The sequence below is a fragment of the Planomonospora parontospora genome, from assembly GCA_014647935.1.
Lineage (GTDB): Bacteria > Actinomycetota > Actinomycetes > Streptosporangiales > Streptosporangiaceae > Planomonospora > Planomonospora parontospora.
Map to the genome: position 1 here is coordinate 85,391 of BMQD01000016.1, position 24,740 is coordinate 110,130.

At 73.5% G+C, this 24,740-nt stretch carries 32 protein-coding genes; 18 read left to right on the forward strand and 14 right to left on the reverse strand.

Annotated elements, in window-relative coordinates; all coding sequences use genetic code 11:
- Positions 1-132 precede the first annotated feature (132 nt).
- On the reverse strand, positions 133-1,131 hold the full coding sequence (locus IEZ07_RS23925) for an ADP-ribosylglycohydrolase family protein (protein WP_191896783.1): 999 nt from the start codon (positions 1,129-1,131) through the stop codon (positions 133-135).
- A gap of 11 nt (positions 1,132-1,142) precedes the next feature.
- Here IEZ07_RS23925 and IEZ07_RS23930 point away from each other — a divergent pair, with 11 nt between their 5' ends.
- Positions 1,143-1,331 (forward strand): hypothetical protein, encoded by a 189-nt coding sequence (locus tag IEZ07_RS23930; protein ID WP_191896784.1) that lies wholly within the window; start codon positions 1,143-1,145, stop codon positions 1,329-1,331.
- On the opposite strand, the gene IEZ07_RS23935 is transcribed toward IEZ07_RS23930, so the two are convergent.
- On the reverse strand, positions 1,313-1,939 hold the full coding sequence (locus IEZ07_RS23935) for an HAD-IA family hydrolase (protein WP_191896785.1): 627 nt from the start codon (positions 1,937-1,939) through the stop codon (positions 1,313-1,315). The genes IEZ07_RS23930 and IEZ07_RS23935 overlap by 19 nt on opposite strands.
- 12 nt (positions 1,940-1,951) lie before the next feature.
- Positions 1,952-2,194, reverse strand: coding sequence for a hypothetical protein (locus IEZ07_RS23940; RefSeq protein WP_191896786.1), 243 nt, complete (start codon positions 2,192-2,194; stop codon positions 1,952-1,954).
- A gap of 41 nt (positions 2,195-2,235) precedes the next feature.
- Between IEZ07_RS23940 and IEZ07_RS23945 the strand changes: the two genes are divergently transcribed.
- The 3 genes from IEZ07_RS23945 (at position 2,236) to IEZ07_RS23955 (ending at position 5,586) form a co-directional block, all read left to right on the forward strand.
- Positions 2,236-2,460: a hypothetical protein gene (locus IEZ07_RS23945; protein ID WP_191896787.1), complete on the forward strand. Its 225-nt coding sequence runs from the start codon at positions 2,236-2,238 to the stop codon at positions 2,458-2,460.
- Between the two features lie 49 nt (positions 2,461-2,509).
- A complete protein-coding gene (locus IEZ07_RS23950) occupies positions 2,510-3,991 on the forward strand; it encodes a hypothetical protein (protein ID WP_191896788.1) in 1,482 nt (493 codons plus the stop codon).
- A 353-nt stretch (positions 3,992-4,344) separates the two neighbouring features.
- Positions 4,345-5,586 carry a GNAT family N-acetyltransferase gene (locus tag IEZ07_RS23955; protein WP_191896789.1) on the forward strand — a complete coding sequence of 414 codons (1,242 nt, stop codon included), beginning with the start codon at positions 4,345-4,347 and terminating at the stop codon, positions 5,584-5,586.
- A 12-nt stretch (positions 5,587-5,598) separates the two neighbouring features.
- Here the strand turns inward: IEZ07_RS23955 and rpmF are convergent, their stop codons facing one another.
- From rpmF to rpmG, 5 genes are read right to left on the reverse strand one after another with little or no spacing between them, the layout of a single operon-like run.
- Positions 5,599-5,766 carry a 50S ribosomal protein L32 gene (rpmF, locus tag IEZ07_RS23960; protein WP_191896790.1) on the reverse strand — a complete coding sequence of 56 codons (168 nt, stop codon included), beginning with the start codon at positions 5,764-5,766 and terminating at the stop codon, positions 5,599-5,601.
- Between the two features lies 1 nt (position 5,767).
- Positions 5,768-6,067: a 30S ribosomal protein S14 gene (gene rpsN, locus IEZ07_RS23965; RefSeq protein WP_191896791.1), complete on the reverse strand. Its 300-nt coding sequence runs from the start codon at positions 6,065-6,067 to the stop codon at positions 5,768-5,770.
- The gene (gene rpmB, locus IEZ07_RS23970; protein ID WP_191896792.1) at positions 6,067-6,303 is read right to left on the reverse strand and encodes a 50S ribosomal protein L28; all 237 of its coding nucleotides are present in this window, start codon (positions 6,301-6,303) and stop codon (positions 6,067-6,069) included. Before rpmB ends, rpsN begins: the two co-directional genes overlap by 1 nt.
- A complete protein-coding gene (locus tag IEZ07_RS23975) occupies positions 6,303-6,548 on the reverse strand; it encodes a type B 50S ribosomal protein L31 (protein ID WP_191896793.1) in 246 nt (81 codons plus the stop codon). Before IEZ07_RS23975 ends, rpmB begins: the two co-directional genes overlap by 1 nt.
- 4 nt (positions 6,549-6,552) lie before the next feature.
- Complete coding sequence (rpmG, locus tag IEZ07_RS23980; RefSeq protein WP_191896794.1) at positions 6,553-6,717, reverse strand: 50S ribosomal protein L33; 165 nt, start codon at positions 6,715-6,717, stop codon at positions 6,553-6,555.
- A 116-nt stretch (positions 6,718-6,833) separates the two neighbouring features.
- Between rpmG and IEZ07_RS23985 the strand changes: the two genes are divergently transcribed.
- Entirely contained in the window at positions 6,834-7,976 is a 1,143-nt protein-coding gene (locus tag IEZ07_RS23985) for a CobW family GTP-binding protein (RefSeq protein ID WP_191896795.1), read from the forward strand.
- A gap of 168 nt (positions 7,977-8,144) precedes the next feature.
- Here IEZ07_RS23985 and IEZ07_RS23990 read toward each other — a convergent pair whose 3' ends face one another.
- Together IEZ07_RS23990 and IEZ07_RS36360 are read right to left on the reverse strand one after the other, a co-directional pair.
- Positions 8,145-8,420, reverse strand: a complete 276-nt coding sequence (locus IEZ07_RS23990; protein ID WP_191896796.1) for a hypothetical protein — start codon at positions 8,418-8,420, stop codon at positions 8,145-8,147.
- Positions 8,420-8,635 (reverse strand): hypothetical protein, encoded by a 216-nt coding sequence (locus tag IEZ07_RS36360; protein WP_191896904.1) that lies wholly within the window; start codon positions 8,633-8,635, stop codon positions 8,420-8,422. Before IEZ07_RS36360 ends, IEZ07_RS23990 begins: the two co-directional genes overlap by 1 nt.
- 17 nt (positions 8,636-8,652) lie before the next feature.
- On the opposite strand from IEZ07_RS36360, the gene IEZ07_RS36365 reads away from it, so the two are divergent.
- Entirely contained in the window at positions 8,653-9,144 is a 492-nt protein-coding gene (locus IEZ07_RS36365) for a response regulator (RefSeq protein ID WP_191896797.1), read from the forward strand.
- A 5-nt stretch (positions 9,145-9,149) separates the two neighbouring features.
- Positions 9,150-10,697, forward strand: a complete 1,548-nt coding sequence (locus IEZ07_RS24005) for an alpha/beta hydrolase (RefSeq protein WP_191896798.1) — start codon at positions 9,150-9,152, stop codon at positions 10,695-10,697.
- A gap of 187 nt (positions 10,698-10,884) precedes the next feature.
- Here the strand turns inward: IEZ07_RS24005 and IEZ07_RS24010 are convergent, their stop codons facing one another.
- Positions 10,885-12,144: an MFS transporter gene (locus tag IEZ07_RS24010; protein ID WP_191896799.1), complete on the reverse strand. Its 1,260-nt coding sequence runs from the start codon at positions 12,142-12,144 to the stop codon at positions 10,885-10,887.
- Between the two features lie 369 nt (positions 12,145-12,513).
- Positions 12,514-13,098: a TetR/AcrR family transcriptional regulator gene (locus tag IEZ07_RS24015; protein WP_239320359.1), complete on the reverse strand. Its 585-nt coding sequence runs from the start codon at positions 13,096-13,098 to the stop codon at positions 12,514-12,516.
- Positions 13,099-13,168: 70 nt separating this feature from the next.
- On the opposite strand from IEZ07_RS24015, the gene IEZ07_RS24020 reads away from it, so the two are divergent.
- Positions 13,169-14,671: an ABC-F family ATP-binding cassette domain-containing protein gene (locus tag IEZ07_RS24020; RefSeq protein ID WP_204054527.1), complete on the forward strand. Its 1,503-nt coding sequence runs from the start codon at positions 13,169-13,171 to the stop codon at positions 14,669-14,671.
- The gene (locus IEZ07_RS24025) at positions 14,665-15,495 is read left to right on the forward strand and encodes a Vgb family protein (RefSeq protein ID WP_191896800.1); all 831 of its coding nucleotides are present in this window, start codon (positions 14,665-14,667) and stop codon (positions 15,493-15,495) included. The genes IEZ07_RS24020 and IEZ07_RS24025 overlap by 7 nt, the downstream gene beginning before the upstream one ends.
- A gap of 240 nt (positions 15,496-15,735) precedes the next feature.
- Here the strand turns inward: IEZ07_RS24025 and IEZ07_RS36225 are convergent, their stop codons facing one another.
- Positions 15,736-17,241, reverse strand: coding sequence for an IclR family transcriptional regulator domain-containing protein (locus IEZ07_RS36225; RefSeq protein ID WP_191896801.1), 1,506 nt, complete (start codon positions 17,239-17,241; stop codon positions 15,736-15,738).
- A 283-nt stretch (positions 17,242-17,524) separates the two neighbouring features.
- On the opposite strand from IEZ07_RS36225, the gene IEZ07_RS24035 reads away from it, so the two are divergent.
- The 6 genes from IEZ07_RS24035 (at position 17,525) to pcaDC (ending at position 21,617) form a co-directional block, all read left to right on the forward strand.
- Entirely contained in the window at positions 17,525-18,265 is a 741-nt protein-coding gene (locus IEZ07_RS24035; RefSeq protein WP_191896802.1) for a CoA transferase subunit A, read from the forward strand.
- Complete coding sequence (locus IEZ07_RS24040; protein ID WP_191896803.1) at positions 18,262-18,891, forward strand: 3-oxoacid CoA-transferase subunit B; 630 nt, start codon at positions 18,262-18,264, stop codon at positions 18,889-18,891. The genes IEZ07_RS24035 and IEZ07_RS24040 overlap by 4 nt, the downstream gene beginning before the upstream one ends.
- Positions 18,892-18,990: 99 nt before the next feature.
- Positions 18,991-19,731, forward strand: coding sequence for a protocatechuate 3,4-dioxygenase subunit beta (gene pcaH, locus IEZ07_RS24045; protein WP_191896804.1), 741 nt, complete (start codon positions 18,991-18,993; stop codon positions 19,729-19,731).
- On the forward strand, positions 19,728-20,318 hold the full coding sequence (pcaG, locus tag IEZ07_RS24050; protein WP_191896805.1) for a protocatechuate 3,4-dioxygenase subunit alpha: 591 nt from the start codon (positions 19,728-19,730) through the stop codon (positions 20,316-20,318). The genes pcaH and pcaG overlap by 4 nt, the downstream gene beginning before the upstream one ends.
- Positions 20,305-20,499 carry a hypothetical protein gene (locus IEZ07_RS24055; RefSeq protein ID WP_191896806.1) on the forward strand — a complete coding sequence of 65 codons (195 nt, stop codon included), beginning with the start codon at positions 20,305-20,307 and terminating at the stop codon, positions 20,497-20,499. Before pcaG ends, IEZ07_RS24055 begins: the two co-directional genes overlap by 14 nt.
- Positions 20,496-21,617 (forward strand): bifunctional 3-oxoadipate enol-lactonase/4-carboxymuconolactone decarboxylase PcaDC, encoded by a 1,122-nt coding sequence (pcaDC, locus tag IEZ07_RS24060; protein ID WP_191896807.1) that lies wholly within the window; start codon positions 20,496-20,498, stop codon positions 21,615-21,617. The genes IEZ07_RS24055 and pcaDC overlap by 4 nt, the downstream gene beginning before the upstream one ends.
- Before the next feature lie 133 nt (positions 21,618-21,750).
- On the opposite strand, the gene IEZ07_RS24065 is transcribed toward pcaDC, so the two are convergent.
- Entirely contained in the window at positions 21,751-22,551 is an 801-nt protein-coding gene (locus IEZ07_RS24065; protein WP_191896808.1) for an IucA/IucC family C-terminal-domain containing protein, read from the reverse strand.
- Between the two features lie 195 nt (positions 22,552-22,746).
- Between IEZ07_RS24065 and IEZ07_RS24070 the strand changes: the two genes are divergently transcribed.
- The 3 genes from IEZ07_RS24070 (at position 22,747) to IEZ07_RS24080 (ending at position 24,613) form a co-directional block, all read left to right on the forward strand.
- Complete coding sequence (locus IEZ07_RS24070; protein WP_191896809.1) at positions 22,747-23,178, forward strand: MarR family winged helix-turn-helix transcriptional regulator; 432 nt, start codon at positions 22,747-22,749, stop codon at positions 23,176-23,178.
- Entirely contained in the window at positions 23,168-23,680 is a 513-nt protein-coding gene (locus IEZ07_RS24075; protein ID WP_191896810.1) for an aspartate carbamoyltransferase, read from the forward strand. Before IEZ07_RS24070 ends, IEZ07_RS24075 begins: the two co-directional genes overlap by 11 nt.
- 84 nt (positions 23,681-23,764) lie before the next feature.
- Entirely contained in the window at positions 23,765-24,613 is an 849-nt protein-coding gene (locus IEZ07_RS24080) for an MBL fold metallo-hydrolase (RefSeq protein ID WP_191896811.1), read from the forward strand.
- Positions 24,614-24,740: the final 127 nt, after the last annotated feature.

The window sequence follows — 24,740 nt, forward strand, 5'->3', positions numbered from 1 at the left end:
AAATGTCGGGTTCCGTGAACCGGCTCTGACGGGCGTTTCGGATCCCTGGTCCGTCACTGGTCCGTGAGAGCCGGAAGAGCGGTGTCGACGGCCGCGCCGGAGCGGTCTCGCCGAGCACGTCCAGCACGGCCGCTACCTCCGGTGCCGGTGCTCGGCCGCGTGCCCGCCGGAGCCCGGAGTCCGGGAAGGGGTGGGAGCGGCGGTCCTCCGGGACGGTGTCGCCCGTCCCGCTGCGGGGACATCCGGGGCGAGGCCGGGCGCCTCGGCCCAGGCGGGCAGCGCCTCGACCATCCGCATCCAGTGGTCGGGGAGCCCGGTCCGGGCCGCGAGGATGCCGCCGACGATCGCGCAGGTGGTGTCGACGTCGCCGCCTGCGGCGGCGGTGGTCCAGAAGGCCCGGGTGAAGTCGCCGAGGTGGCGGGCGGCGGCCCACAGGGTGAACGGGACGGTGTCGTGGGCGGTGACGTTGCGGCCGTTGCCCAGGACGCGGGCGGCCAGGAGCGGGTCGCCGACGGTCAGCAGCAGCCGCGCCTCGCCGATCCCGCCGGCGACCGCGCTCGGCGGGACGTGTTCGGCGACCAGGTCGAGGAATCGGCCCGGTGACAGGTCGGCGTGCGCGGCGGCGACCGCGGCGGCCACGGCCACCGCGATCGCGCCGGCGACGGCTTCGGGGTGGGCGTGGGTGACGCGGGCCGACAGTTCCGCCTGCCGTACGGCCTGCGGCAGGTCACCGGCGAACCAGGCGCCGAGCGGGGCGACGCGCATGGCGGCCCCGTTGCCCCAGGAGCCGCTGCCGTCGAACAGGTCCGCGGCGAGGGTGCGCCAGTCGCCGCCCTCGCGGACCAGGCGGAGCATGCGGCCGGTGGCGGGGCCGTACCCGCGGTCGAAGTCGTGGTGGGCGGCGAAGGAGGCGGCGAGCGCGTCCTGGTCGATGTGTCCGCGGTCGGTGAGGACTCGGTGGATCGAGCAGGCCATCTCGGTGTCGTCGGTCCACTGCCACGGTCCGGGCGGCGGGGTGCGGGAGTCGAGGAGGGGGCGGTGGGCGGGGACGAAGAACTGGGAGCCGAGCGCGTCGCCGAGGGCCAGGCCGTACAGGGAGGCGGTCGCGCGGGTCAGGGGATCAACGGACATCGCTCCTCATTATGGGGTCCGACGAAGGACGCGTTCCAGGCGACTTTCCGGCAGCTGCAGGACCGGGTCAGCGGCCTGCCGGAGGCCGACGTGACGGCGACCCGCTCACCCGCCGCACGCTGTTCCTGCACACCCCGATCGCGGTCATGCTCGGCGAACCGCAGGAACTGGCCGGCCTCGACTACGAGGACGACCTGTGATCCTCACTCAGCAGCGGGGCCAGCACCCGGAGCAGATCGTCCGGCTCCCGGTAGACGACACCGGTCATGCCCAGCTCGACCGCGGTGTCCACGTTTGCGGCCCGGTCGTCGACGAACAGGCAACGGCGGGCGGCGGCTCCCGCGGCCTGCGCGGCGGCTTCGTAGATCCGCCGGTCCGGCTTGGCCACCCCCACCTGCGCGCTGGTGACCACCGCGTCGAAGGACCGGCCCAGCCCGGCCGTCTCCAGGACGGCGTTGAGCCGGAGCGTCGAGTTGGACACCAGCACGACCGGTACCCGGGCCCGGACCTGCCGGAGCAGGCCGACGACCTCCGCGTCGATCCGGCACCCGGCCTCGACGAATCCCCGGCTCAGCTCCGCGGCGTCCTGCGGGCCGGCCAGCCCGGCGAGCCCGGCGGCGATCGCCTCCGTCCACTGGCCTACCGTGATCCGTCCGAGGGCCGCGGGCACGGCCAGCTCCGGAGCGAAGGCGATCTTCTCCGTGCTGCCCGGGACCAGCCCGCAGGCGCGTTCACGCCGTTCGTGCTCGGTCAGGTCGACGTAGCCGATCACGTCGTAGAAGTCGCACAGCACCGCGTCGAAAGGCATCGGTTCTCCTGTTCATCCGCGCAGCCGCTCCCGCCAGGGATGCGCGCCGTACTCGACTCCCAGCGCCTCGTCCGGCCAGGCCCGCTGCGGTGCGGTCAGCAGCGGCAGCGCTCGCGGTAGGCGCGACCGACGGCCAGCTCGACGGCGTACCCGCCGCTGACCCACCAGGGCGTCCAGGTCCTGGAACAGGGCGACCACCTGACCCGGCGGCGCGGGCTCCCACCGACCCCACGGTGTCTGTTCGGTGTGCGGCATCCTGCCATCCTCCCCGATCACCGCCGGAGCGGTGAAGCGCGATGATCCACGATCTGCTCACCGATCCCGGCGCCGTCCTGGACGGGCCGGCCGTCTGGTCGGCGATGCACGCCTGGCAGCCGATCGGCCGGCTGGTGGCTGCCGAGGTCACCGCGGTGCTCGGGCGGTCCGCGACCGTACGGCTCAGCCACCGGCGGCTCGCCCGCGGTGCCCGCGACATCGAGGTCGCGGAACGGGTCTTCTCCCGACGTTCAGGATGTCCATGATGTCCAGGACGTATATGCGTCACCGCCGCGGCTCACTACCATTCCCGCCATGCCTTTCGATCTTGAGCGGTACGCATTCCTGGCCCTGTTCTTCGCCCTGTTCGCGGGTCTTCCTGCGGTCGGGGCGATCCGTGCCGCCGAGCTCTCCGCTCCGCCCGACCACCACGAGCCCATGAGCCGGCGACTCGTCGTCGTAGGACTGCTCGTGTCGCTCACCGGCGTCTTGTCGATGGGGACCGGCGCCTGGCTGGCGCGTGAGGATTCGCGCTACGGCGCCATCGAAGCCTTCGGAATGCTGCTGATCACCTTCATCGGCGCAGGTCTGCTTGTCGCCGGTCTCGGCTCGCTACCTTCGTGGCTGCTGGAACTTTCCGATCGTTACACGAAACGGCTGCCGCTGCCCTTCCGCCTGGCGGTTCGCGACCTGGTCCGCCGTCGCGGTCGCACGGTGATCGCTATCACGCTGGCGATGATGGCGACGGCCTTCGCCGTCGCGCTGACGGTCATCGCGGTCGGCGAAACGACGCAGAGCAGGGCCCAATACTCCCCCCGGGCCCGACCGGGCAGCTTGCTGGTCCGGCCGAGCGCCTTGTTCACGCAGTCTTTCTCCGCGGCCGATGCGGGCACCGTGCGAGCGGCGATCGAGCGGGAGTTCCCCGGGGTGCCGATCGCCCAGAGCGAGCGTCCTTCGGATGAGTTCCGGCACCTCAGCGCGAGGGCGGAGAACGTCGAGATGCCGGAGGAGGCCGTCTACTGGTATCAGGCCATCGGTGACGAGAAGCTGCTGCGGTACCTCACGGGCGATCAGTCGGCACCGTACGACGAGGACACGGCCGTGGTGATCACGTCAACCGACGTGAAGGTCGACTCGGTCGAACTCTCCTACATGATCCACCAGAACGACACGGCGACGACTACCAAGACCGTCCGGGCGGGCATCGCCAGGACCGCCGACCCGCGCATGGAGACGATCTTCATCCCTTCGAAGATCGTCCAAGACCTCGGCTACCGGCTCCAACCGGCCGAACTGATCATCGACCCCGCCCTCCACCGGGTCACGGTGCAGGAGCAAGAACGCCTCGACGACCGGTTGGACGACGCGGTCGCGGAAACGTACGTCGAGCGAGGATTCGAGGCTTCGACCTGGTGGCTGCCCGTCGTCGCGGCGGCACTCCTCACCGCCCTGGCGTGCGCGCTGACCACCGGCTTCGGCAGCGCCGCAAATGCGCGCCCGGCTCGGTTACTGCGGCGGCCCGGCAACGGGCCGGGCGTGGCCTTCCGGTGGTTCTGCGCCTTCCGTGCGGGCCTGGCCGCCCTGTGCGCAACGGTCCTGGGCGCGGTCGCCGGATGTCCCGCCGGGATGTTGCTGCTGTGGCCCCTGACGGTGCCCACCACGTGGGATGAGCCGGCACGGGTGCCGTTCGAGACTCCCTGGCCGGCGATCGTGGCCGTCGTCGCCGTCCTTCCCCTCCTCGCCGCCGCCATCGGTGCGCTCCTCGCCCGCGAGCAGGCGCATACTGCCGAACGGTGACCCCGCCACCGCGGCAGCGTCTCCCCGCACCCGAGACACCTGGCATGTTCTCAAGGTGCCGCTGTCAGCGGCCACGGGAGCGGTACGGTCCTCGGTTCCGTGGGCGGGCCCGATGTTCCTGCGGTGACAGGCGAGATGCTCCGGGCTGATCTCGTGGTCCGGGGCGAGCCGGAGGGTACGCAGGCGGCTGCTTCGGGCGGGGGGCGTCCGATGAGGTCGACTCGCCGGGCGGATTCGCGATCTGGGTTGCGCGGCTGTCCGAGGATCCGATCGTCTCCGACGCCTGTCCCGTCCGCCACGGGCAGGGGGAAAACCGATGGACGAGACCGCTCGCCCGGTGCAATAGTCCCGCCGTGACCGTGCCCGCAGCCTCCCCCGCCCTGCCTGTACCACTCGCAGGAGGCCTCGTCCTGAGGCAAGCGCAGCCCGCAGACCTCGACCAGATCGGAACGCTCCTGGCCGAACGCGGTGAACCCGCCGACGCCCTCGACCACCGGCTGGTCGCCACAGACCCCGACGCCGGTTGGTCGGCCTGCGCCGTGGTCGTCGACGGCGACCGGGTCGTCTCCACCGCGACGCTCCTCGACGAAGAAGTGCGCATCGCCGACATCCGCCTCCCCTCCGGTCAGGTCGAGCTGGTGGCCACCGACCGCGAATACGAAGGACGCGGACTCGTCCGGGCACTCATGCGATGGGCCCACGACCGCTCCGCCGCCCGCGGTCACGTCATCCAGGCGATGATCGGCATCCCGTACTTCTACCGGCTGTTCGGCTACGAGTACGCCGTCGACATACCGCCCGCACTGACCGTGCACACCCCGCCCCCCGGCGAGGCGACCCCGGGGCTCCGCCCCGCCCGGCCCTCCGACATCCCGGTCATGGCGGCTCTGCAGGAGACGGCCCAGAGCCGGTTCGACGTGGCCATGCCGCACTCACCCGCATGCTGGCGATGGCTGCTGGCCCACGAGGCGAGCACCCTGTGGGTCCTCGAGCACGGCGGCACCGTCGTCGCCACCGGGCGCACCACGCCTCCCGAAGACGATGGGCTGCTCCTGGCAGAGGCCGCCGCCCTCGACGAGGCCGCGGCGCGGGAACTGCTCCGCGGCGTCGCCGCACTGGTGCCCGGCGGGCAGGTACGGGTCGTCCATCGAGCCGGCACCGTGACCGCCGCCGCCTGGCACGACTTCCTCACCCACGAACCACGCCGGCAGGCGGAGCAGTACTACATCCGGATCCCGGACGTCACGGCGCTGCTGGACCGGCTGCGGCCACTGCTCTGGCACCGCCTCACCGCCGCGGGGATGGACCACACCGGCCGAGACATCGTCATCTCCACCTTCGGCGCCCACTACCGGATCCCGGTCCACGCCGACGGCCTCGGCGCGGTCACCGCCGGTGGCGCGATGCAGGGCCCCGCAGCGGTGGGCGGCGCCGGAGTGGCCCCCGACTACCTGCCCGCCCTGCTGTTCGGCCCGCACGGCATCGAAGGCCTGACCCGGATCCGGCCCGACGTCTACACCGCGCAGGAGGAGCTGTTCCGGGCACTCTTCCCGCCGCTCACCGCCGATGTGCTCAGCTACTACCTGCCGTATTAGACGGGGAGGATGTCAGTCGGGATTGATCAGGCCGCGCCGGTAGGCGCGGACCAGGCGGCGGGGCACCAGGACCTCCCGGCCGTCCACGATGATCGGGACCAGGTCGGGAGCCGTCGTCTTCCACCGCGAGCGGCGGTGGCGGGTGTTGCTGCGCGACATCCTGCGTTTGGGGACGGCCACGTCACCAGCTCGCCTTCGTGATGCCGGGCAGCTCGCCGCGGTGGGCCATCTCGCGGAAGCGGATGCGCGACAGGCCGAACTTCGTCAGGTGGCCGCGGGGCCGGCCGTCGACGGAGTCGCGGTTGCGGATGCGGGTGGCTGAGGCGTCGCGGGGCTGGCGGGCCAGCGCCCGCACGGCCCGCTCCCGCTCCTCGGCGGTGCCGGTGCGGACGATCTCCTTGAGCGCGGCGCGGCGCTCGGCGTGGCGGGCCGTGATCGCCTTGCGGCGCTCGTTCGCGGCGATCTTGCTCTTCTTGGCCATCAGACCTTTCCTCCCCGGGCGCGGATGCGGGCCACGACGGCCTCGACGCCGATCTTGTCGACGGTCTTGATCGCCTTGGCGCTGAGCGTGAGCCGTACGAACCGGCCCTCACCGGGCAGCCAGTAGCGGCGGTTTTGGATGTTGGGGCTCCACCGGCGGCGGGTGCGCCGGTGGGAGTGGGAGACGCGGTTGCCGAAGACCGGCGCGGTCCCGGTCAGCTGGCAGTGGGCGGACATCAGGCCCTCCCGTAGCGCCGGTTGAAGCGCTCGACGCGGCCGGCCGTGTCGAGCACGCGGGTGCGGCCGGTGTAGAAGGGGTGGCTGGCCGAGGAGACGTCGACGTCGACGACGGGGTAGGTGTTGCCGTCCTCCCAGGTGATCGTCTTGGTGCTGGTGATCGTCGAGCGGGTGAGGAACGCGAAGTCCGCACCCGGGTCGCGGAAGACGACAGGGCGGTAGTCGGGGTGGATGCCCTTCTTCACGGGGTCATCGCTCCTCTCGGAAGAGCACGTGCTCGCGGATGGTCGGGTCGTACTTGCGCAGGGTGAGCCGGTCGGGGTCGTTGCGCCGGTTCTTGCGGGTGACGTAGGTGTAGCCGGTGCCCGCGGTCGACTTGAGTTTGATCACGGGGCGGAGGTCGTTTCGGGCCATGGGGTTCCTTCCGTGCGGCCGACCCATGTAATGATAATGGAAACGGTTTTCATTCCGCCAATCGATGTCCGGTCGCGGCGCCGGGAGCGTCACCGCGCCCGCAAAAGGAGAGCCCTGTGTCCACCCCTGTCGTCCTCGTGGCGGGCCTGCACGCCACCGCCCGCACCGCCGCCGTCGAGGCGCTGCTGCACGACCACCCCGGCGCCGTCGCGATCCACCACGACCTGCGCGAGGTGACCCGCGGCCGGATCGAGCGCGTGGTCCGCGACCGCTCCGGCGTCCTGGACCTGGCCGAGGTCCGGCTCGCGCACGGCTGCGTCACCTGTGCCGTGCGCGAGGACCTGCTGCCCGAGCTGGTACGGCGCGCTCCGGCCGCCTCCCTGCTGGTGGTGGACCTGTGGGACACGGTCGAGCCCCGGTCGGTGGCCGAGGCCATCGACTGCGAGGAGGCCCGCGGCACGCTGCGCCTGACCTCGGTGCTGACCGCGCTGCACGCCGCGCACATGCCGATCGACATCACCCGCGGGGACCGCCTGGCCGAGACGGGCCAGGCGGCGGCCGCCGGCGACGAGCGCCACCTGGCCGAGGTGCTGGCCCGGCAGATCGAATACGCCACCGGCCTGGTGCTGCACGGCGGCGACGCCGAGGACGACGAACTGTCGCGCGCCGTGCTCGACCACCTCGCGCCCGTCACCCCCGTCTTCGGTGCCGACGCCCTGCCCGAGGTCCGCGGCGGCGCGGTGTGCACCGCCGAGCTGGCCGAGCGCGTCGACCCGGCGACCGCGCGGCTGCCCGTCGACGCCCGCACCGAGGAGATCACCACGGTGGTCTGGCACCGGCTGCGCCCGCTGCACCCCGCGCGCCTGTTCGACGCCGTCGACGAGCTGGCCACCACCTCGGTCCGCTCGCGCGGCCGGTTCTGGCTGGCCACCCGGCACGAGCGCGTGCTGGCCTGGGACGCGGTCGCCGGAGTCGTCTCGGTGGAGGACGCCGGGCCGTGGCTGGCCGCCCTGCCGCAGGCCGCCTGGGACCTGGTCTCCGCGGCCCGCCGTACGGCCGCCGCCCTGGAGTGGAACGAGATCACCGGCGACCGCGTGCAGCACCTGGTCTTCACCGGCCCCGGCCTCGACCCCGGCCGCATCACCGCGCTGCTCGACTCCTGCCTGCTCACGCAGGAGGAGACGCTCGCTGGCTCCGATGCCTGGGCCGGCTACGACGACCCGTTCGCGGGCGTCCTCGATTTGGAGGAGATCGCATGAGGCCCCGCCGTACCCCGAGCACGAAGAGCGATCCGCCGCAGGGGGTGGACCACGTCGACCGCGAGGACGGCGATCCCGCCTTCCCCGACGCCGATGCCGCGGCGGTGTGGCGTCACAGGGACGGCGGGATGCCGTCGCGGGGAGGCGAGGCCGGGACGCAGGGCAGGATCAGCGGCCGCCGCACAGTGCGCGGTCGACCAGTTCGGCGGCGGCCTTCTCCCTGGCCAGCATGCGCTCTCCGTCCGTGGTCCTGCCGCCGACGAACAGCGTGACGCTGCGCCGGCCGTCGGCGGTGACGCCGGTGCGCGCGGTGTATCCATAGTCGTCGCCGCCGTGGTTCCAGTAGAGGCCGCCGCACGTCAGCGGGCGTGACATGATCCCCAAGCCGTAGCGGGCCCCCGGCCAGACCTGCTGGAACGCCGTGGCGGGAACGGTCCGGCGCATTAGCGGTGCTTGCGGTAGTCCTCCACGGAGGCGAAGGCCGGGTAGGCGTCGTAGACGCCGGCGGTGTGCTGGAGCAGCCGACGGACGGTGATCCGGCGGCCGTCATGGCCGTTGCCCCGGACCACGCCGGGCAGCCAGCGCTCCTGATGGATGTGCGCATGCCCGGCCTGACCGGAGTGGAGGCCACCGGACGCATCCTGGACGAGTGGCCGCACCAGGGCTCCGCCCCCGCGTGCTGATGCTGACCACCTTCGACCTCGACGAGTACGTCTACGCCTCCCTGCGCGCGGGCGCGTCCGGCTTCGTGCTGAAGAACACCTCACCCGACCGGCTCGCCGACGCCATCCGCGCGGTCGCGGCGGGAGAGGCCGCCCTCGCCCCGACCGTCACCCGGCGGATCATCGGCGCCGTCACGACCCTTCCTCCCGCCCTGCTCACCGGGGCGCAGGAACCCGCCACGGGCGTGCCCGGGCTCACCGGGGGAGCGGCGGATCCTGCCGTGCAGGCGCCGACGGCGGCCATCGGACCGGCCGAGGCCGTCAAGGTACTCGCGCGGGCGCACAAGATCTTGATCTGGGAATGTATCCGACATCCCCAGCGGCGGCGGCACGCGGTGCGCGATGACGTTTTCGGCCGCGCCTGCCCTGGCCGAACGGCCGAGACGCAAGGCTTCTTGGTCGGCTTGATAGCCGATGCGGGCCCTGTGGCGCGGCCGCGACGCTGATCTTTATGAGAAAGATCTCCACGGCGGCCGTGGCCGCCCTCACGGTGCTCGCCTCGTCCGGTTCCGTGGGCGCCCTGGCCGCCTCCGGACCCCGGCACTCCGGCCCGGCCGGTCCTCTCGCCCGGTTCGAGCAGCAGAAGATCACCTGGAACGACTGCCGGACCGGTCCCGGCGATGAGCTCGGCACCCAACTGCACGCCGCCGGGGCGCGCTGCGCCGAGGTCACGGTCCCACTGGACCACAGCAGCCCGGACGGACGGACCATCACGGTCGCGATCTCCCGGCTGCAGGCCACCGCCCCCGGCCGCCGGCGCGGAGCGCTCCTGATCAACCCCGGCGGCCCCGGTGACCCCGGAAGGATCTACGCACTGCTGCTCAAGGCGGCCTCACCCGCACTGGCGGCCCGCTACGACCTGATCGGGATGGATCCCCGCTTCACCGGGCTCAGCACCCCGCTGAACTGCCACTGGCCCATCGGCGACTACGTGCGCTCGACCGGCCACGACCGGCGTGCCTTCGACCGGATCGCTGCACAGGCCAAAGACCTGGCCGCCCGCTGCGCGGGGCAGCGGGAGATGCTGCCCCATGCCTCGGCCCGTGCCACCGCCCGTGACATGGACGTCATCCGCGCCGCCCTGGGCGAGTCGAAGCTGTCCTATCTCGGCGGGTCGTACGGCACCTACCTGGGTGCGGTCTACATGCAACTGTTCCCCGCCCGCGTCGACCGGTTCGTCCTCGACAGCGCCCTGGACCCCGCGGACGCCGGACCCGGCTACGCCCGCTCGATGGGGCCGTACCTGGCCGCGGCGCTGAAGGAGTGGGCCGGCTGGGCCGCACGCCACCACGACCGCTACCGCCTGGGCTCCACCCCCGCCCGGGTTCTGGCCACCGTGGACCGCATCGACCGGGCCGCAGCCCGTAGCCCGCTGCGGATCGGCCGCCACCAGGTCGACACCCACGTCTTCCCGGCGATCCTGCTGTTCAGCCTGGGCCGGGATAGCGAGCAGGCCTACGCCGCCCTGGCCGCCGACCTCAAGGTCCTCGACGAGGCCGCCCGCGGAGCCGAAATCACCTCGGCCCCCTCCCTGGAGGAAGGACTGGCGTACCTGTCCTCCCCGGAGACCGGCGGGGCCGGCAGCGCACGGATGGCGATCACCTGCGCCGACGGGCCCGCCCGCGATCCCGGCGCCTACTACCGCGACATCCAGGCCCACCGCGCCGACGAACCCCTGTTCGGCCCGCTGACCCGCGCCATGAACCTCCCGTGCGCATTCTGGCCGACCTCCCCCGCCGAGCCCTCCACCCGGATCCGCAACGACGTCCCGGCCCTGATCGTCGGGGCCTCCGGCGACCCCAAGACCCCCCATCCGGGCCAGCGGGCGATGCGCCGGGCCCTGAGCGGCTCCCGCATGGTCACCGTGCGCGGTGCCTTCCGCCACCTGGTCTCCGGGGTGTTCACCTCCACCCCTGACGTCTGCGTCGACGACGCCGTCGGCCGCTATCTGCTCGATGGCGTCCTGCCCGCCGAAGACACCACCTGCCCCGCCCGGTAGCGGTCTGGGCTGAGCCGCGGTGGGCTTTTCATCCAACGGCACCCCGCCCACCGGTGCATACACCATCGCCGAGGTCGTGGCGGGGGTTTGCCGGCGCCTCCACCTCCGGCATCCGCGAAGCCAGACGCCTGCTGGGGGCCCCGTCGGTGGAACTGAGGCTCCGGACCTGAACTCATCCTGCCGGGGCTCACCCCTGCCGGGCGGCCTCGGGTTCGTCATGGGTTTCGTCGTGGGTGATGTGCATGAGCTGTCGCCAGAGCGCCACCACGAAGACGGCGGAGCCGGCGAAGGCGAACCAGAAGGGGGCGGTCACGCCGTAGCGGGCGGCCAGCGCCCCGCCGATGAGCGAACCGGCGACCAGGCCGCCGAAGACGCAGATGGTGTTCACACTGCCCACCCGGCCCTGCAGTCCGGCCGGGACGGCCCGCTGCCGGACGGTGACCGAGGTGGTGCCCCAGATGAACGCGTGCGCGCCGAACACCAGGAAGATCGCCGAGGCTGCCCACGGGGAGGTGGTGAGCGCGAGGCCGAGATGGGTGAGCGTTTCGAGGATCAGCCCGACTCGCATGATCACTCCTAGGCTGAACCGGCGGGTGATCGTCCCGTAGAGGGAGGTGCCGACGATCCCGCCGACCGCGCTGACCGTGGTGAGCAGGCCGAAGCCGATGGGACCGAGGTCGAGCCGTTCCAGGCTGTAGAGGACCAGCACCGACCAGGCGGCGCCGAATGTGATGTTGAAGATCAGGATGGTGAGGACCAGGGTCCGCACGGCGGCGTGCCGGATCGTCCAGCCGAATCCCTCCCCGAGTTCGTGCCGGAGTCCCGCGCCTCCGGTACCCTTCTCCCGCCCGTGCGGCGGCAGCGAGACCCGGGAGATCATGACGAGTCCCGCCGCGACGAGCAGGAACTGCCCGGCGAACGGCCAGGTCGCCCCGGCGGTGAAGAGCAGCGCGCCCAGCGGCGGCCCGGCGAGCTGGTTGAGGGTGAGGAACCCGGTCTGCAGCCGGGCGTTCGCCACCAGGAGGTCGTCGCGGGCGACCAGCATCGGGGTGAGCGTCGAGGTGGTGTTGTCGGCGAACACCTCGGTGACCCCGATCAGCGCCAGCGCGATCAGCGCCCCGGCCACCGTCACGGTCCCGGTGGCGATCATCGCGATCAGCCCGGCCAGGATCACCAGTCGTACGGCGTTGGCCGCCAGCACGATCCGCCGCCGGTCCAGCCGGTCCGACAGCACCCCCGCGTAGAGGCTGAACGCCAGCGGCGGCGCCCAGCCGATCAGCGCTCCCAGCGAGATCAGGAACGGGTCGCGCGTCAGCGACGCGATGAGCAGCGGCGCCGCCGCCATCGCCACGCCGTCCCCGAAGTTGGTCATCCAGCTCGAGCCCAGCAGCCACCGGAACGATGACCCCAGTCGTTCGGGTATGAATCGCCCGATTACCTGCCGCATCACAGTTCCAGGACCTTACGGCCCCCCTCTGCCGGCGGCAACGCGAATACGGGCGCCCATGGCGGACCTCGTCACCGCGCCCGCCGGCTCCCGGCGCTGGTGGGGCGACGCGCATGGCGGTCCCGTTGCCCCAGGAGCCGCTGCCGTCGAACAGGTCCGCGGCGAGGGTGCGCCGGTCGCCGCCCTCGCGGACCACGCGGAGATCCGGCCGGTGGCGGGCCCGTACCCGCGGTCGAAGTCGTGGTGGGCGGCGAAGGAGACGGCGAGCGTGCCGCGATGGCCGTTACGCCGATTGCTGGAACGTCTCCATGACATCGGTGGCGGGCGGGTGAGCCGCATGCCGTACGGAGCGGCGGCGCGGTGCGCCGATCACCGGATGACACCCGCGCGGGCGGCGGCGAAGGCGGCGTCGGCCGCGCGTTCCGCGTCGCGTTCGGTGACCGGCTCACGGGTGACGAACAGCCGGTAGTAGATCGGGGCGACGGCCGTCCTGATCACGTCGGCGACGTCCGTGCCCGCCGGCAGCTCGCCCCGGTCGACGGCTCGCCGCACCACGTCGGCCGCCTGCTCGTGGCGGGCCACGAAGAAGTCGTGCAGGGACCGCGCGGCGCCGCCGCTCTGCACGGCCGCCGTCACGAACGCGGTGGAGACCGGCCCGGCGACGGGGTCGGCGAACCCGCTCTGCACCAGCCGGGCGATCTCCCGCAGGTCCTCCTGGAGGGAACCGGTGTCGGGCACCGGCCACGGTTCCTGCCGCGCGAGTTCCAGGGCGTCCGCGATCAGCCCCTCGGCGCTGCCCCAGCGGCGGTACACGGTCGTCTTGTGGACACCGGAGCGGCTCGCCACGTTCTCCACCGTCAGTCCGCTGTAGCCGTGTTCGGCCAGTTCGGTGAGGGTCGCCTGCCGTACGGCGTCGCGCACACGGGCGCTGCGACCACCGGGACGCTTCTCCAATGTCTACTCCAGTTGCATTAAGCCTTGTGCTGGGTTACCTTAAAGCTACACAAGTTGCGATTGGAGTTCCATTCTGACCACCCAGCTCTCCCTCAAGGGAGTCTCGAAGTCGTACGGCGCGCACCGGGTCCTCGACCGGGTCACCTTCAGCGTCCGCCCCGGTGAGCGCGCGGGGATCGTGGGCGAGAACGGCTCCGGCAAGTCCACGCTGCTCCGGATGATCGCCGGAGTGGAGGCGCCGGACGACGGCGAGGTGACGGTGTCGGCGGCCGGCGGCGTCGGCTACCTGGGCCAGACCCTCGACCTGCCGGGCCACCACACCGTCCAGCAGGCCGTCGACGCCGCCCTGGCCGAGCTGCGCGCACTCGAGCGCGGCATGCAGGAGGCCGCCGAGGCGCAGGACATGGACCGGTACGGCGAGCTGCTCACCGCCTTCGAGGCCAGGGGCGGATACGAGGCCGACGCCCGCGTGGACAAGGCGATGCACGCCCTGGGCCTGGCCCGGATCGAGCGGTCGCGCGTGCTGTCGAGCCTGTCCGGCGGCGAGCAGGCCCGGCTGGGGCTGGCCTGCGTGCTGGCGGCCTCGCCGGAGGTCCTGCTGCTCGACGAGCCGACCAACCACCTCGACGAGGCGGCGATGACCTGGCTGGAGGACCGGCTGCGCGAACACAGGGGCACGGTGGTGGCGGTCTCGCACGACCGGATCTTCCTGGACCGGGTGGCGACGGCGATCCTCGAGGTCGAGGGCGGCGCGATGACCAGGTTCGGCGGCGGCTACACCGGTTTCCTCGCCGAGAAGGCGGCGGCCAGGCTGCGCTGGGAGCAGGCCTACACCGACTGGCGGGAGGAGATCCGGCGGGTCGGGGAGTTCGCCGCGACCACCGCGCACCGCGTCGCCGCGGGCCGGGCCATGAGGGACAACAACAAGATGGCCTACGACCGCAACGCCGGGCGCGTGCAGGACTCGGTGGCCTCGCGGGTACGGCAGGCGGCCGAGCGCCTGCGCCGCCTGCAGGAGGACCCGGTCCCGCGCCCGCCCGAGCCGCTGCGCTTCCGCGGCGCGTTCGCGCCCGCCGGCGCGGCCACGGGCACGCTCGTGCAGGTCGGCCGGGTGCGGATCGCGGCGGGGGACCGGCTGCTGATCCACGGCCCCAACGGCTCCGGCAAGTCGACGCTGCTCGCCGCGATCGCCGCCGAGGCGGGGGAACGGGCCGGATACCTCCCGCAGGAGGTGACGTTCGATCCGGACAGGACGGTCCTGGAGACCTACGGCGGGGAGGCGGCGGCACTGATGGCGACCGGCCTGTTCCGTCCGGAGGCGCTCGAGCTCAAGGTCGGCGCCCTGTCGGTGGGCCAGCGGCGGCGGCTGGCGCTGGCCGTGCTGCTGGCGGGCGGGCACGACCTGCTGCTGCTCGACGAGCCCACCAACCACCTCTCGCTCACCCTGGTCGAGGAGCTCGAACAGGCGCTCGACGGCTACCGCGGAGCGCTCGTGGTGGTCACGCACGACCGGGCGCTGCGGCGCCGTTTCACCGGCACGCAGATCCCGCTCCCGGGAGGTCACGCATGTTGATCAATGGTTCCCCCTACGGCGTCGTCACAGGTCCCGACGGCGCCCTGTGGTTCACGCTCGTCCACCAGGGGCGGATCGGGCGGGTCGTTCCGGGCGAGGAGCCCACGTTCTTCCAGCTCGATCCCGCCGACGGCCGCCCCACGGTGATCACCGCGGGGTGCGACGGCGCGCTGTGGTACACCGAGTACGTCGGCGGACGGATCGGGCGGATCACCGTGGACGGCACGATCACCGCCTTCGACGTGGACTCGCCGTACGGCATCGCCGCCGGTCCTGACGGGAACATGTGGTTCACCCAGCTCCAGGGTGACCGGATCGGCCGCATCACCGCGGCCGGCGAGATCACCCTCCACCCGCTGCCCACCCGAGGCGCGATGCCGTCGGCGATCACGGCAGGGCCTGACGGCGCGCTCTGGTTCACCCTCAACCAGGGCAACGCGATCGGCCGCATCACCGTCGACGGCGAGGTGAGGCGGTACGGGCTGCCCACGCCGGCCGCCGCTCCGGTCGGCATCTGCTCCGGACCGGACGAGGCCCTGTGGTTCGTGGAGATCGGCGCGGGCCAGGTGGGCCGGATCGACACCTCCGGCGCTGTGAGCGAGTTCCCGCTTCCCGACCGCGCCGCCCGGCCGCACGCCATCGTGGCCGGCCCGGACGGTGCCCTGTGGTTCACCGAGTGGGGCATCGGCAGGCTGGGCCGCATCACGACCGGAGGCAGGATCGAGGAGTACCCTCTGGACGGCGCCGAGCCCCACGGGCTCACGGTCGGGCCCGACGGCTTGATCTGGGTGGCGATGGAATCCGGTGCCCTGGTGAGCAGCTGACCACGCCGTAGAGCCTTTCGACGCGCTGAACCCGTGGATCGCGAGTTCGGTGTCCACGGACACGGCCGCGACGGCGCCGACCTCGCCCGGCTGCTCCATGACCGCGTCCGCACCTGGGATCACGATCGGCGCTACGGCCAGGTCGAGCGACGACGCCCCGTTGCCCGCCGCCTCCCGCGTACCCGCCCTGGAAGAGGTGCCCGCCGGACCTTCGTCGTCGTCAGCGATAACAGGGCTCGGTCATGGGTGTGCGGGGACGTGGCGGAGGTCCGCCTCGATCCGGGAGGCCGCTTCGACGAGGGCGGGGAGGACGTCGCGGACCAGGTCGCCGGGGGTGGCGCGACCGGCGTGGGTGGCGACGTTCAGGGCGGCCACGGTGCGGCCGGTGCGGTCGCGGACGGGCACGGCGATGGAGCGGACGCCCTCCTCCAGCTCCTGGTCGGCCAGGGCGTAGCCGTCGCGGGCCGCCTGCCGTACGGCGCCGGCCGGCGCGGCGGGGGAGGCGACCGTGCGGCGGGTCGACGGCCGGGGGGTGATCTGCGCCAGGCGCTCCTCGGGCAGGCCGGCCAGCAGGACGCGGCCCATGGAGGTGGCGTGGGCGGGGAGGCGGGTGCCGACGGTGATGTCGACGCTCATGATGCCGGCCGTGGGCACGCGCGCCACGTAGACGACGTCGTCGCCGGAGAGCACGGCGACCGAGGCCGACGCGCGGACCCGCGCCACCAGGTCCTTCAGGTGGGGCTGGACGACCTGCTGGAAGGTCAGCCCCGACAGGTGGGCGTAGCCGAGCTCCAGCACCCGGGGCAGCAGGACGAACCGGGTGCCTTCGGCCGCGGCGTATCCCTGCTGCTCCAGGGATCGGACCGCGCGCCGTACGGTGGCGCGGGGCAGGCCGGTGGCCCGGGCGGCGTCGGCGAGGGTGAGCCCGCCGGGCGCCGAGCCGAGCGCGACCAGCACGGCCAGGCCGCGGGCCAGCGACCGGAGGTACGCCGTGCCCAGTTCCGCCTTCACGGCCCGTGAGGAGTCCGCAGTCGACGGGGAGTCCGCGGCCCGTGAGGAGTCCGCGGCCCCGGCGGGACGGGGAACGGGCGAATCCTTCCTCAGAGCCGCCTTCCTCAGAGCCGCCTCCATCGCGGCGACCGTCGCGCGCAGCCGGGGCAGGGCGTGCTCGCGCAGGCCCGTGACGTCGTGCCTGCTGGTGTGGCTGACCACGCTGGCCGCGCAGACGGCCCTGCCGTCCGGGTCGCGCACCGGCAGCGCGACCGCGACCAGTCCCGGCTCGACGAGCTGGTCGTCCTCGGCCCAGGGTGCGGCCGGGTCGCGCAGGGCCAGGCCGGCGGCGCAGCGGGCGGCGGGGAGCGTGTCCCCGACCCGGAAGGTGATCGACAGGGCGCGCCGCCGGGGGAACTGGGCGACGAACCGGACGTCGTCGCCGTCCGGCACGGCCAGCGAGACCGACTCGTCCAGCTCGTCGGCGAGCCGCCGGGCGTGCGGACCGAGCGCCCGGGGCAGCCCGCTGCAGGTCAGGTAGGCCGTGCCGAGTTCCGCCAGGGGAGGGGCGAGCAGCAGGTCGCGGCCCTCGGCCCGGAGGTGGCCCAGGTGCAGGAGGGTGACCACGACGCGGTCGACCACCGACCTGGCCAGGCCGGTGGCGCGGACCAGGTCGGTGGCGCGCGTGCGCGGGGGCTCCGCGGACAGCGCGCGCAGCACGGCCAGGCCGCGTTCCAGGGTTCCGGCCGGCTCCATCGGGACTCCTCGTTCAGCGGAGATCAGCGGAAAGGTCCTTTGACAGGAGCGCCTCCGCTACGGATACTCGTCTCCACGCTAGCGAACTGAAGTTCACTGAGCGAACAAATCGCCCGGTGGACGGCGGCGGATCGGACGGAGCGTCGTGCGGACGGACACGGGAAGAGACGGCCCCGAGACAGGCCCCGCAGGGGACCCGGGAACAGACCTCGCAGCAGGCACGGGAACAGACCCGGCAGCGGGCCCGGCGGCCGGCCCGGCAGCGGGCCGGGGGAGCGGCAAGGTGGTGGCCTCGGCCGTCGAGGCGCTGGCCGGGGTGCGCGACGGCGCGTCGTTCGCGGTCGGCGGCTTCGGCCTCAGCGGCATCCCTAACGTGCTGATCAAGGCGCTGTACGACACCGGCGTGACCGGTCTGAGCGTGGTCTCCAACAACTGCGGGGTCGACGGCGGCGGTCTGGGCGTGCTGCTGGCCGCCCGGCGGATCGCCCGGGTGACCGCCTCCTACATCGGCGACAACCAGGAGTTCGCCCGGCAGTACCTGGCGGGCGAGCTGGAGGTCGAGCTGACCCCGCAGGGCAGCCTGGCCGAGCGGCTGCGCGCGGGCGGGTGCGGCATCCCCGCCTTCTACACCCCCGCCGGGGTGGGCACCCCGGTCGCCGACGGCGGGCTTCCGCTCCGCCACGCCGCCGACGGATCGGTCGCGGCGGCCTCACCACCCAAGGAGACCCGCGCGTTCGACGGCCGGACCCACGTCCTGGAGCACGCCATCACCACCGACTTCGCGCTGGTCCGGGCGGCCAGGGGCGACCGGTACGGCAACCTGGTCTTCGCCAAGGCCGCCCGCAACTTCAACCCGCTGGCCGCGATGGCCGGGCGGGTCACCGTCGCCGAGGTCGAGGAGCTGACCGAACTGGACCCCGACGAGGTCCACCTGCCCGGGATCTTCGTGCAGCGGGTGCTCCCGCTCACCCCCGACCAGGCCGCCGACAAGGGCATCGAGAAGCGGACGGTGCGCACCTCGTGAGCTGGACACGCGACGAGATGGCCGCGCGGGCGGCGGCGGAGCTGTGCGACGGCGACCACGTCAACCTCGGCATCGGGCTGCCCACCCGCATCCCGTCGTTCCTGCCGGCCGGTACGGACGTCGTGCTGCACTCGGAGAACGGCGTGCTCGGCGTCGGCCCCTACCCGGCCGAGGACGAGGTCGACCCCGACCTGATCAACGCGGGCAAGGAGACCGTGACCGTACGGCCCGGCGCGTCGTTCTTCGACTCGGCGCTGTCGTTCGGCATGATCCGCGGCGGGCACGTCGACGTGGCGGTGCTGGGCGCGATGCAGGTCTCGGCCCGCGGCGACCTGGCCAACTGGGCGGTCCCCGGCAGGCTGGTCAAGGGCATGGGCGGGGCGATGGACCTGGTGCACGGCGTCCGCCGGGTCGTCGTGGTCATGGAGCACACGGCCAGGGACGGCTCACCCAAGATCGTGCAGGAGTGCTCGCTCCCGCTCACCGGCCGGGCGTGCGTCCACCGGATCATCACCGACCTCGGCGTCCTGGACGTCACCCCCGAAGGGCTGAGACTGGTGGAGACCGCCCCCGGGGTGAGCCCGGACGAGCTGCGCGGCCGTACCGGCGCGGAGGTCATCTCATGAGCACGGGAGCCGTCCACGTCCTCGGCACCGTCCGCACCCCCTCCGGCCGCTTCGGCCTCGGCCAGGTCCTGGCCGCCATCCTCGAAAGGTGACCACTGCATGTCCCTCACCCAGGCCGACATCGACCGGGAGATCGCCGAACGGCGCGCCGCCGCCGTGCCCGGCGACCATCCCGCGCGCGACTACGCCCCCTACCGCAGCACCCTGCTGCGCCACCCGAAGCAGCCGCCGGTCGCGGTGACCGATCCCGAGGCCGCCGAGCTGACCGGGCCGGTCTTCGGCGTCACCGACGTGACCGCCCTGGACAACGACCTGACCCGCCAGCACGCCGGCGAGCCGCTGGGCGAGCGCATCACCGTGCGCGGCCGAGTCACCGACCGCCACGGCCGCCCGGTCCGCGGTCAGCTCGTGGAGATCTGGCAGGCCAACGCCTCCGGCCGCTACCCCCACCAGCGCGACGACCACCCCGCGCCGCTGGACCCGAACTTCACCGGCGTCGGCCGCTGCCTGACCGGCGACGACGGAGAGTACGCCTTCACCACGATCAAGCCGGGCGCCTACCCCTGGCGCAACCACGTCAACGCCTGGCGGCCCGCGCACATCCACTTCTCGCTGTTCGGCACCGCCTTCGCCCAGCGGCTGGTCACCCAGATGTACTTCCCGGGCGACCCGCTCTTCCCCTACGACCCGATCCTGCAGTCGGTCACCGACGACCGGGCCCGCCAGCGGCTGGTCGCCGCCTACGAGCACGGCCTGTCCGTGCCGGAGTGGTCGCTCGGCTACCGCTGGGACATCGTGCTGGACGGCCCCGCCGCCACCTGGACGGAGGAGGGCCGATGACGCCCCCCGCGCCGGCCTCGAACCGTGACCGGTCCGCCGAGGGCCGCGGCACCGGTCCCACCCCCTCGCAGACCGTCGGCCCGTTCTACGGCTACGCGCTGCCCTTCCCCGGCGGCGGCGACCTCGCCCCGGCCGGCGCCCCGGATGCGATCACCGTGCACGGCCGCGTCCGCGACGGCGCGGGCGATGCGGTCCCCGACGCGCTGCTGGAGTTCTGGCAGGCCGACCCCGCCGGGAACCTCGCGGGCGCGCCGGGCAGCCTGCGCCGCGACCCGGTGACCGGCGCGGTCATGGGTAGGAACGGGGTCGACTTCACCGGCTTCGGCCGGGTCGCCACCGACGCCGACGGCCACTGGGCGCTGCGCACGCTCCCGCCCGGCAACGGCCACATCAGCGTCTGCGTGTTCGCCCGCGGCCTGCTGCACCACCTGTTCACCCGCGTCTACCTGGCGCACGACCCCTTCCTGGACACGCTGCCCGCCGACCGCGGGCGCACGCTCCTGGCCGAGCGGGAGCGGGAGGGCGTCTACCGGTTCGATATCCACCTGCAGGGCGAGAAGGAGACGGTCTTCCTTGACTTCGGATGACCCCGGAACCCCGGGCGGCCCCAGGACTCCGCAGGGCTCCGGGCTCTCCGTCCTCGCGGCCGTGCCGGGGGCCGAGACCGCCCCGGTCCGCTCCCGGGCCGAGCCCGGCCGGATGCCGGCCGAGGCCGCTCCGGCCGTCATCGCCGCCCCAGCCGGCAGGGCGCCGCAGGAGGAGGGATGACTGCGCTGCACCACCGGATCGACGGCCCCGAGCAGGGCCAGCCGCTCGTCCTCGGGCCCTCGCTCGGCACCTCGCTGCGGGTCTGGGAACCGCAGCTGGCCGCCCTGGCCCGCCGGTTCCGCGTGGTGAGGTTCGACCTGCCCGGCCACGGCAGGTCCGCTCCGGGCGCCTGCGGCGTGCGGACCATGGAGGACCTCGCCGACCTCGTGCTGGAGGCGGCCGACGCCTGCGGCCTCACAGCCTTCCACTACGCGGGGGTCTCCATCGGCGGCGCGATCGGCGCGACCCTGGCCGTGCGGCATCCAGGGCGGGTGCGGTCCCTGGCGATGCTCTGCTCCTCCGCCCGCTTCGGCGAGCCGGAGGCGTGGCGGGAGCGGGCCGCGGCGGTCCGCACGGAGGGGACCGGGCCGCTGGTGGAGGCCGCCGCCCGGCGGTGGTTCGCCGGTCCCGTACGGCAACCGCTCCTCGACGACCTCGCCGCCGCCGACCCGGCCGGGTACGCCGCCTGCTGCGAGGCCCTGGCCGGCTACGACCTGCGCGGCTCCCTGGCGCGGATCACCATCCCGACGCTGGTCCTGGCCGGGCGCGAGGATGCCGCGACGCCACCCGCGCACGCCCGGCTGCTCGCGGACGGCATCCCCGGCTCCACCCTGGTGGAGGTCCCCGGCGCCGCCCACCTGGCGGGCGTCGACCGGCCGGAGCCCGTCACCGCCGCCCTGCTCGCGCACCTGCCCGCGGAGTCCGGGACGGCCGTCCGGCGCGAGGTGCTCGGCGACGACCACGTGGACCGGGCGATCGCCCGAACCACGGCCTTCACCCGCGACTTCCAGGACCTGATCACCCGCTACGCGTGGGGTGAGATCTGGACCCGTCCGGGCCTGGACCGCCGGACGCGCAGCTGCGTCACGCTGACCGCGCTGGTGGCCCGCGGCCACCTGGACGAGCTGGCCATGCACGTGCGCGCTGCGCTGCGCAACGGCCTGTCGCCCGACGAGATCGGCGAGGTGCTGCTGCAGACCGCGGTCTACTGCGGGGTGCCCGCCGCCAACGCCGCCTTCGCCGTCGCCCAGCGCGTGCTGGACGAGACCGCCCCCGGCACCGCGGAGGAACGGCCGTGAACGGCGTCCGGGCGGGGAACCCCGGCGCCGGACCATGCCGGTCATCGGGCCGAGGACCTCGCCGGTGGCGCAGCCGGTGAGGCGGTGCGGGGCGGCCGAGGCGGCTCCGCCCGGGGAGGGATGCCGGGGCGGGTCAGTGCGGGGCCGCGTCTCCGGCCAGGACGCGGCGGTAGCCGGCGATGCGGTCCTCCGCGCTGTCCAGGCAGCAACTGGCGCACTTCTCGCCGTGGACGGCGGTGTAGTACAGGCAGCACGTCCGGCGCAGGTAGAACAGACCCCGTGCGCCTGCCTCGGAGAGCCGGACCATCTCCCCGAGAGCGGCCAGCTCCGGCGGGCAGGCCGCGAGGAACCTCTCGTGGGCGCGTTGCAGCAGGTCGACGTCGGCTCCGGGCCTCCTGCTCGCGGCACCGAACGCCGCGGCGCATCCGTGGGCGATGCCGCCGTGCAACTGCCGCCGCCCGGCGCGGCTGCGCACTCGCAGCGCCTCGGCGACCGGGAACAGGTGCTCGTCGAGGACCTGGCGCACCAGCAGTGCCAGCCGTTCGCCCGAGGGCATGCGGGAGACGTCGGCCAGGCGCGGCCGGCGCAGGGCGACGGCCGCGAACCCGTGGTGGTCGTCGAGCCGCAGCAGCACGTTGTGCGGCCGGACGTCCAGCACCTGGTCGTACAGCGCCCACGCCAGCAGGGCGGGAGCCGTCACCGTGCCGGCGTAGACGGCCATCACGGTCAGCGCCGTGGCGTGCGCCGACACCTGGCCGCTGGCCGCCCGCTCGGCCTCCAGCACCCGCGTCAGCTCCTCGGCGGCGGGGTCCGCCAGCCGGTCGGCGGCGATCCAGTCCTCGCCCGCGCCGGGATCGGTCTCCAGCCGGTAGCGCTCGCCGTAGCCGGCCAGGGTCGTGAGCACGGTGGCCGGATCGGCGGAGGGATGGGACACGGCGGAGGGCTCCTCGCGTGATGACGGTGCTGTCGGCGAACCATTGTGCGGCATCGGCATCGGCATCGGCATCGGCGCGGTAGGCCTGCGCCGCGGCAGGCCTGCGCCGCGGTCCCATCGGCGCTCGAGGGGTGCATCGGGACGGCCTTTTCATACTGGTTGCACTATCGAACCATGTGGTTGTAATGTCGAACCATGTCGTCTGAGGCGTCAGAGTTCCAGGAGGCCGTGTCCCGGTTCGTCCGGGCGCTCGGGCTCCATCAGCCGGACCGCACCCCGTGCGGGGTCCCCATCCCGACCTCCGAGGCCCACGCGCTGGGCGAGCTGGCCCGCCGGGGCGAGCTGCGGCAGGTCGAGCTGGTGCACCGGCTGCGGCTGGAGAAGAGCACCACCAGCCGCATCGTCACCCAGTTGGCCCGGCGGGGCTGGGTCGAACGGGCCCCCGCGCCCGATGACGGCCGCGGCGTCCTGCTGCGGCTCACACCTGCCGGTCTGCAGGCCGCCCGGCAACTGGCCGCGGCCCGTCAGGCCCGTTTCGGTGCCGCCCTGGACCGCATCCCCGCCGAAGAGCGCCAGGCGGTCCTGCGCGCCCTCATCCTGCTCACGGAGGCCGTCGATGAACCGTGACCGCACGATCGCACTCATGGCCGCCGCCGTGGCCGTCTTCGCCGCCGGGACCGCGGCGATCGCGCTGACCGCTCCGGCCGGACCGGCCGGCGGCACGGCCCGGCAGCAGGAGGTGGCGGCCAGAGGCCGGTCGGTGATGCCCTTCGACCTCGACCGGACCACTCACCGGTTCACCCGGTCCGACGACGGCGGCGTGCAGACCGTCACCGCGGACGACCCCGCCGACGCCGGCCAGATCCGCCTGATCCGCGAGCACCTCACCGAGGAGGCCGCGCGCTTCGGCCGCGGTGACTTCGGCGACCCCGCCTCCATCCACGGCGCGCAGATGCCCGGCCTGCAGGAGCTGGCCGCCGGTCACCGGCGCATCGACGTCGGCTACGCCGAGATCCCCGGCGGAGCCCGGCTGACCTACACCACCGCGGAACCCGCCCTGGTGGCGGCGCTGCACGCCTGGTTCGACGCGCAGGTGAGCGACCACGGCGGCCACGCCGAACACGGCTGACGGCACTCCGGGTGACCCTGACCGGCGATGCCTCTTCTCGGAAATCCCCATCCGGCCCAGAGCCCCTCACGCCAGGAGCAGCCCGTGCGCCTGCACGTCCCGCCCCAGCCCCCGCCCGTCACCGTCGGGCGGCGCACCGTCGTCCCGCTGATCGACGCGGCCGGGCACGTCCTGCCGCCCGAACGCCTCTTCCCCGGCCTGCCGCCCGCCGACCTGGAACGGCTGCTCGCGACGGACGGCATGCGCGCGCCGATGGTCGTCACCGGCTTCGCCGTCCTGGGCGCCGGGACCACGATCCTGGTCGACACCTGCCTCGGCGGAGACAAGCGGGGGAGACGAGGTCCCTTCCCCGGTTTCACCTCCCGCTGGATGACCACCCTCGCCGAGGCCGGCGTCGAACCCGGATCCGTGGACGTCGTGGTCACCACCCACCTCCATCACGACCATGTCGGCTGGCACACCACCGACGACCTGAAACCGGCCTTCCCCCGCGCGCGCCACCTGCTGGCCGAGGCGGAGTACGGGCACTTCGCGGCCGGCCGTACCCGGCACGCCGAACGGATCGGCGAGTGCCTCCTGCCCGTGCGGGAGGCCGGGCTGCTGGACCTGGTCACCGGAGCCCACCGGATCGACGACGGCGTGCGGCTGCTGCCCGCCCCCGGTCACAGCCCCGGCCACCTCGTGGTGGAGGTCACCGACGGCGGCCGGACCGCGGTGATCGCGGGAGACCTGGTCCACCACCCCCTGCAGTTGCTCCGCCCGGACGTCTCCTCGTCCCTCTGCGAGGATCCCGCCCTCGCCGCGGAGAGCCGCCGCCGCGTGCTCGACGACCTCGCCGACCGTTCCGGCCTCTTCTTCGCCACCCACCTGGCCCGCTCCGGGACCGTCCGGAGGGAGGGCTCCGGCTTCGTCCTCGACGACCCGCTCCGATGAGCCGGCCGCCGGACGCGCGTGGGCACCGCCGTCAGGCGGGTGGGCCGGGACGACCGGTCAGCCGTCCGTGCTCCGGCTTCGGCGGAGTCACCGCGGAGTCACCGCAGATCCACCGCAGAGCCGCCGC

What these genes read in the sequence shown, in the direction of transcription:
- IEZ07_RS23925 (WP_191896783.1), bottom strand. Translation starts at nt 1,131, where the DNA reads ATGTCCGTTGATCCCCTGACCCGCGCGACCGCCTCCCTGTACGGCCTG.
- IEZ07_RS23930 (WP_191896784.1), top strand. Translation starts at nt 1,143, where the DNA reads ATGGGGTCCGACGAAGGACGCGTTCCAGGCGACTTTCCGGCAGCTGCA.
- IEZ07_RS23935 (WP_191896785.1), bottom strand. Translation starts at nt 1,939, where the DNA reads ATGCCTTTCGACGCGGTGCTGTGCGACTTCTACGACGTGATCGGCTAC.
- IEZ07_RS23940 (WP_191896786.1), bottom strand. Translation starts at nt 2,194, where the DNA reads ATGCCGCACACCGAACAGACACCGTGGGGTCGGTGGGAGCCCGCGCCG.
- IEZ07_RS23945 (WP_191896787.1), top strand. Translation starts at nt 2,236, where the DNA reads ATGATCCACGATCTGCTCACCGATCCCGGCGCCGTCCTGGACGGGCCG.
- IEZ07_RS23950 (WP_191896788.1), top strand. Translation starts at nt 2,510, where the DNA reads ATGCCTTTCGATCTTGAGCGGTACGCATTCCTGGCCCTGTTCTTCGCC.
- rpsN (WP_191896791.1), bottom strand. Translation starts at nt 6,067, where the DNA reads ATGGCCAAGAAGAGCAAGATCGCCGCGAACGAGCGCCGCAAGGCGATC.
- rpmB (WP_191896792.1), bottom strand. Translation starts at nt 6,303, where the DNA reads ATGTCCGCCCACTGCCAGCTGACCGGGACCGCGCCGGTCTTCGGCAAC.
- rpmG (WP_191896794.1), bottom strand. Translation starts at nt 6,717, where the DNA reads ATGGCCCGAAACGACCTCCGCCCCGTGATCAAACTCAAGTCGACCGCG.
- IEZ07_RS23990 (WP_191896796.1), bottom strand. Translation starts at nt 8,420, where the DNA reads ATGCGCCGGACCGTTCCCGCCACGGCGTTCCAGCAGGTCTGGCCGGGG.
- IEZ07_RS24005 (WP_191896798.1), top strand. Translation starts at nt 9,150, where the DNA reads ATGAGAAAGATCTCCACGGCGGCCGTGGCCGCCCTCACGGTGCTCGCC.
- IEZ07_RS24010 (WP_191896799.1), bottom strand. Translation starts at nt 12,144, where the DNA reads ATGCGGCAGGTAATCGGGCGATTCATACCCGAACGACTGGGGTCATCG.
- IEZ07_RS24025 (WP_191896800.1), top strand. Translation starts at nt 14,665, where the DNA reads ATGTTGATCAATGGTTCCCCCTACGGCGTCGTCACAGGTCCCGACGGC.
- IEZ07_RS36225 (WP_191896801.1), bottom strand. Translation starts at nt 17,241, where the DNA reads ATGGAGCCGGCCGGAACCCTGGAACGCGGCCTGGCCGTGCTGCGCGCG.
- pcaH (WP_191896804.1), top strand. Translation starts at nt 18,991, where the DNA reads ATGTCCCTCACCCAGGCCGACATCGACCGGGAGATCGCCGAACGGCGC.
- pcaG (WP_191896805.1), top strand. Translation starts at nt 19,728, where the DNA reads ATGACGCCCCCCGCGCCGGCCTCGAACCGTGACCGGTCCGCCGAGGGC.
- pcaDC (WP_191896807.1), top strand. Translation starts at nt 20,496, where the DNA reads ATGACTGCGCTGCACCACCGGATCGACGGCCCCGAGCAGGGCCAGCCG.
- IEZ07_RS24070 (WP_191896809.1), top strand. Translation starts at nt 22,747, where the DNA reads ATGTCGTCTGAGGCGTCAGAGTTCCAGGAGGCCGTGTCCCGGTTCGTC.
- IEZ07_RS24075 (WP_191896810.1), top strand. Translation starts at nt 23,168, where the DNA reads ATGAACCGTGACCGCACGATCGCACTCATGGCCGCCGCCGTGGCCGTC.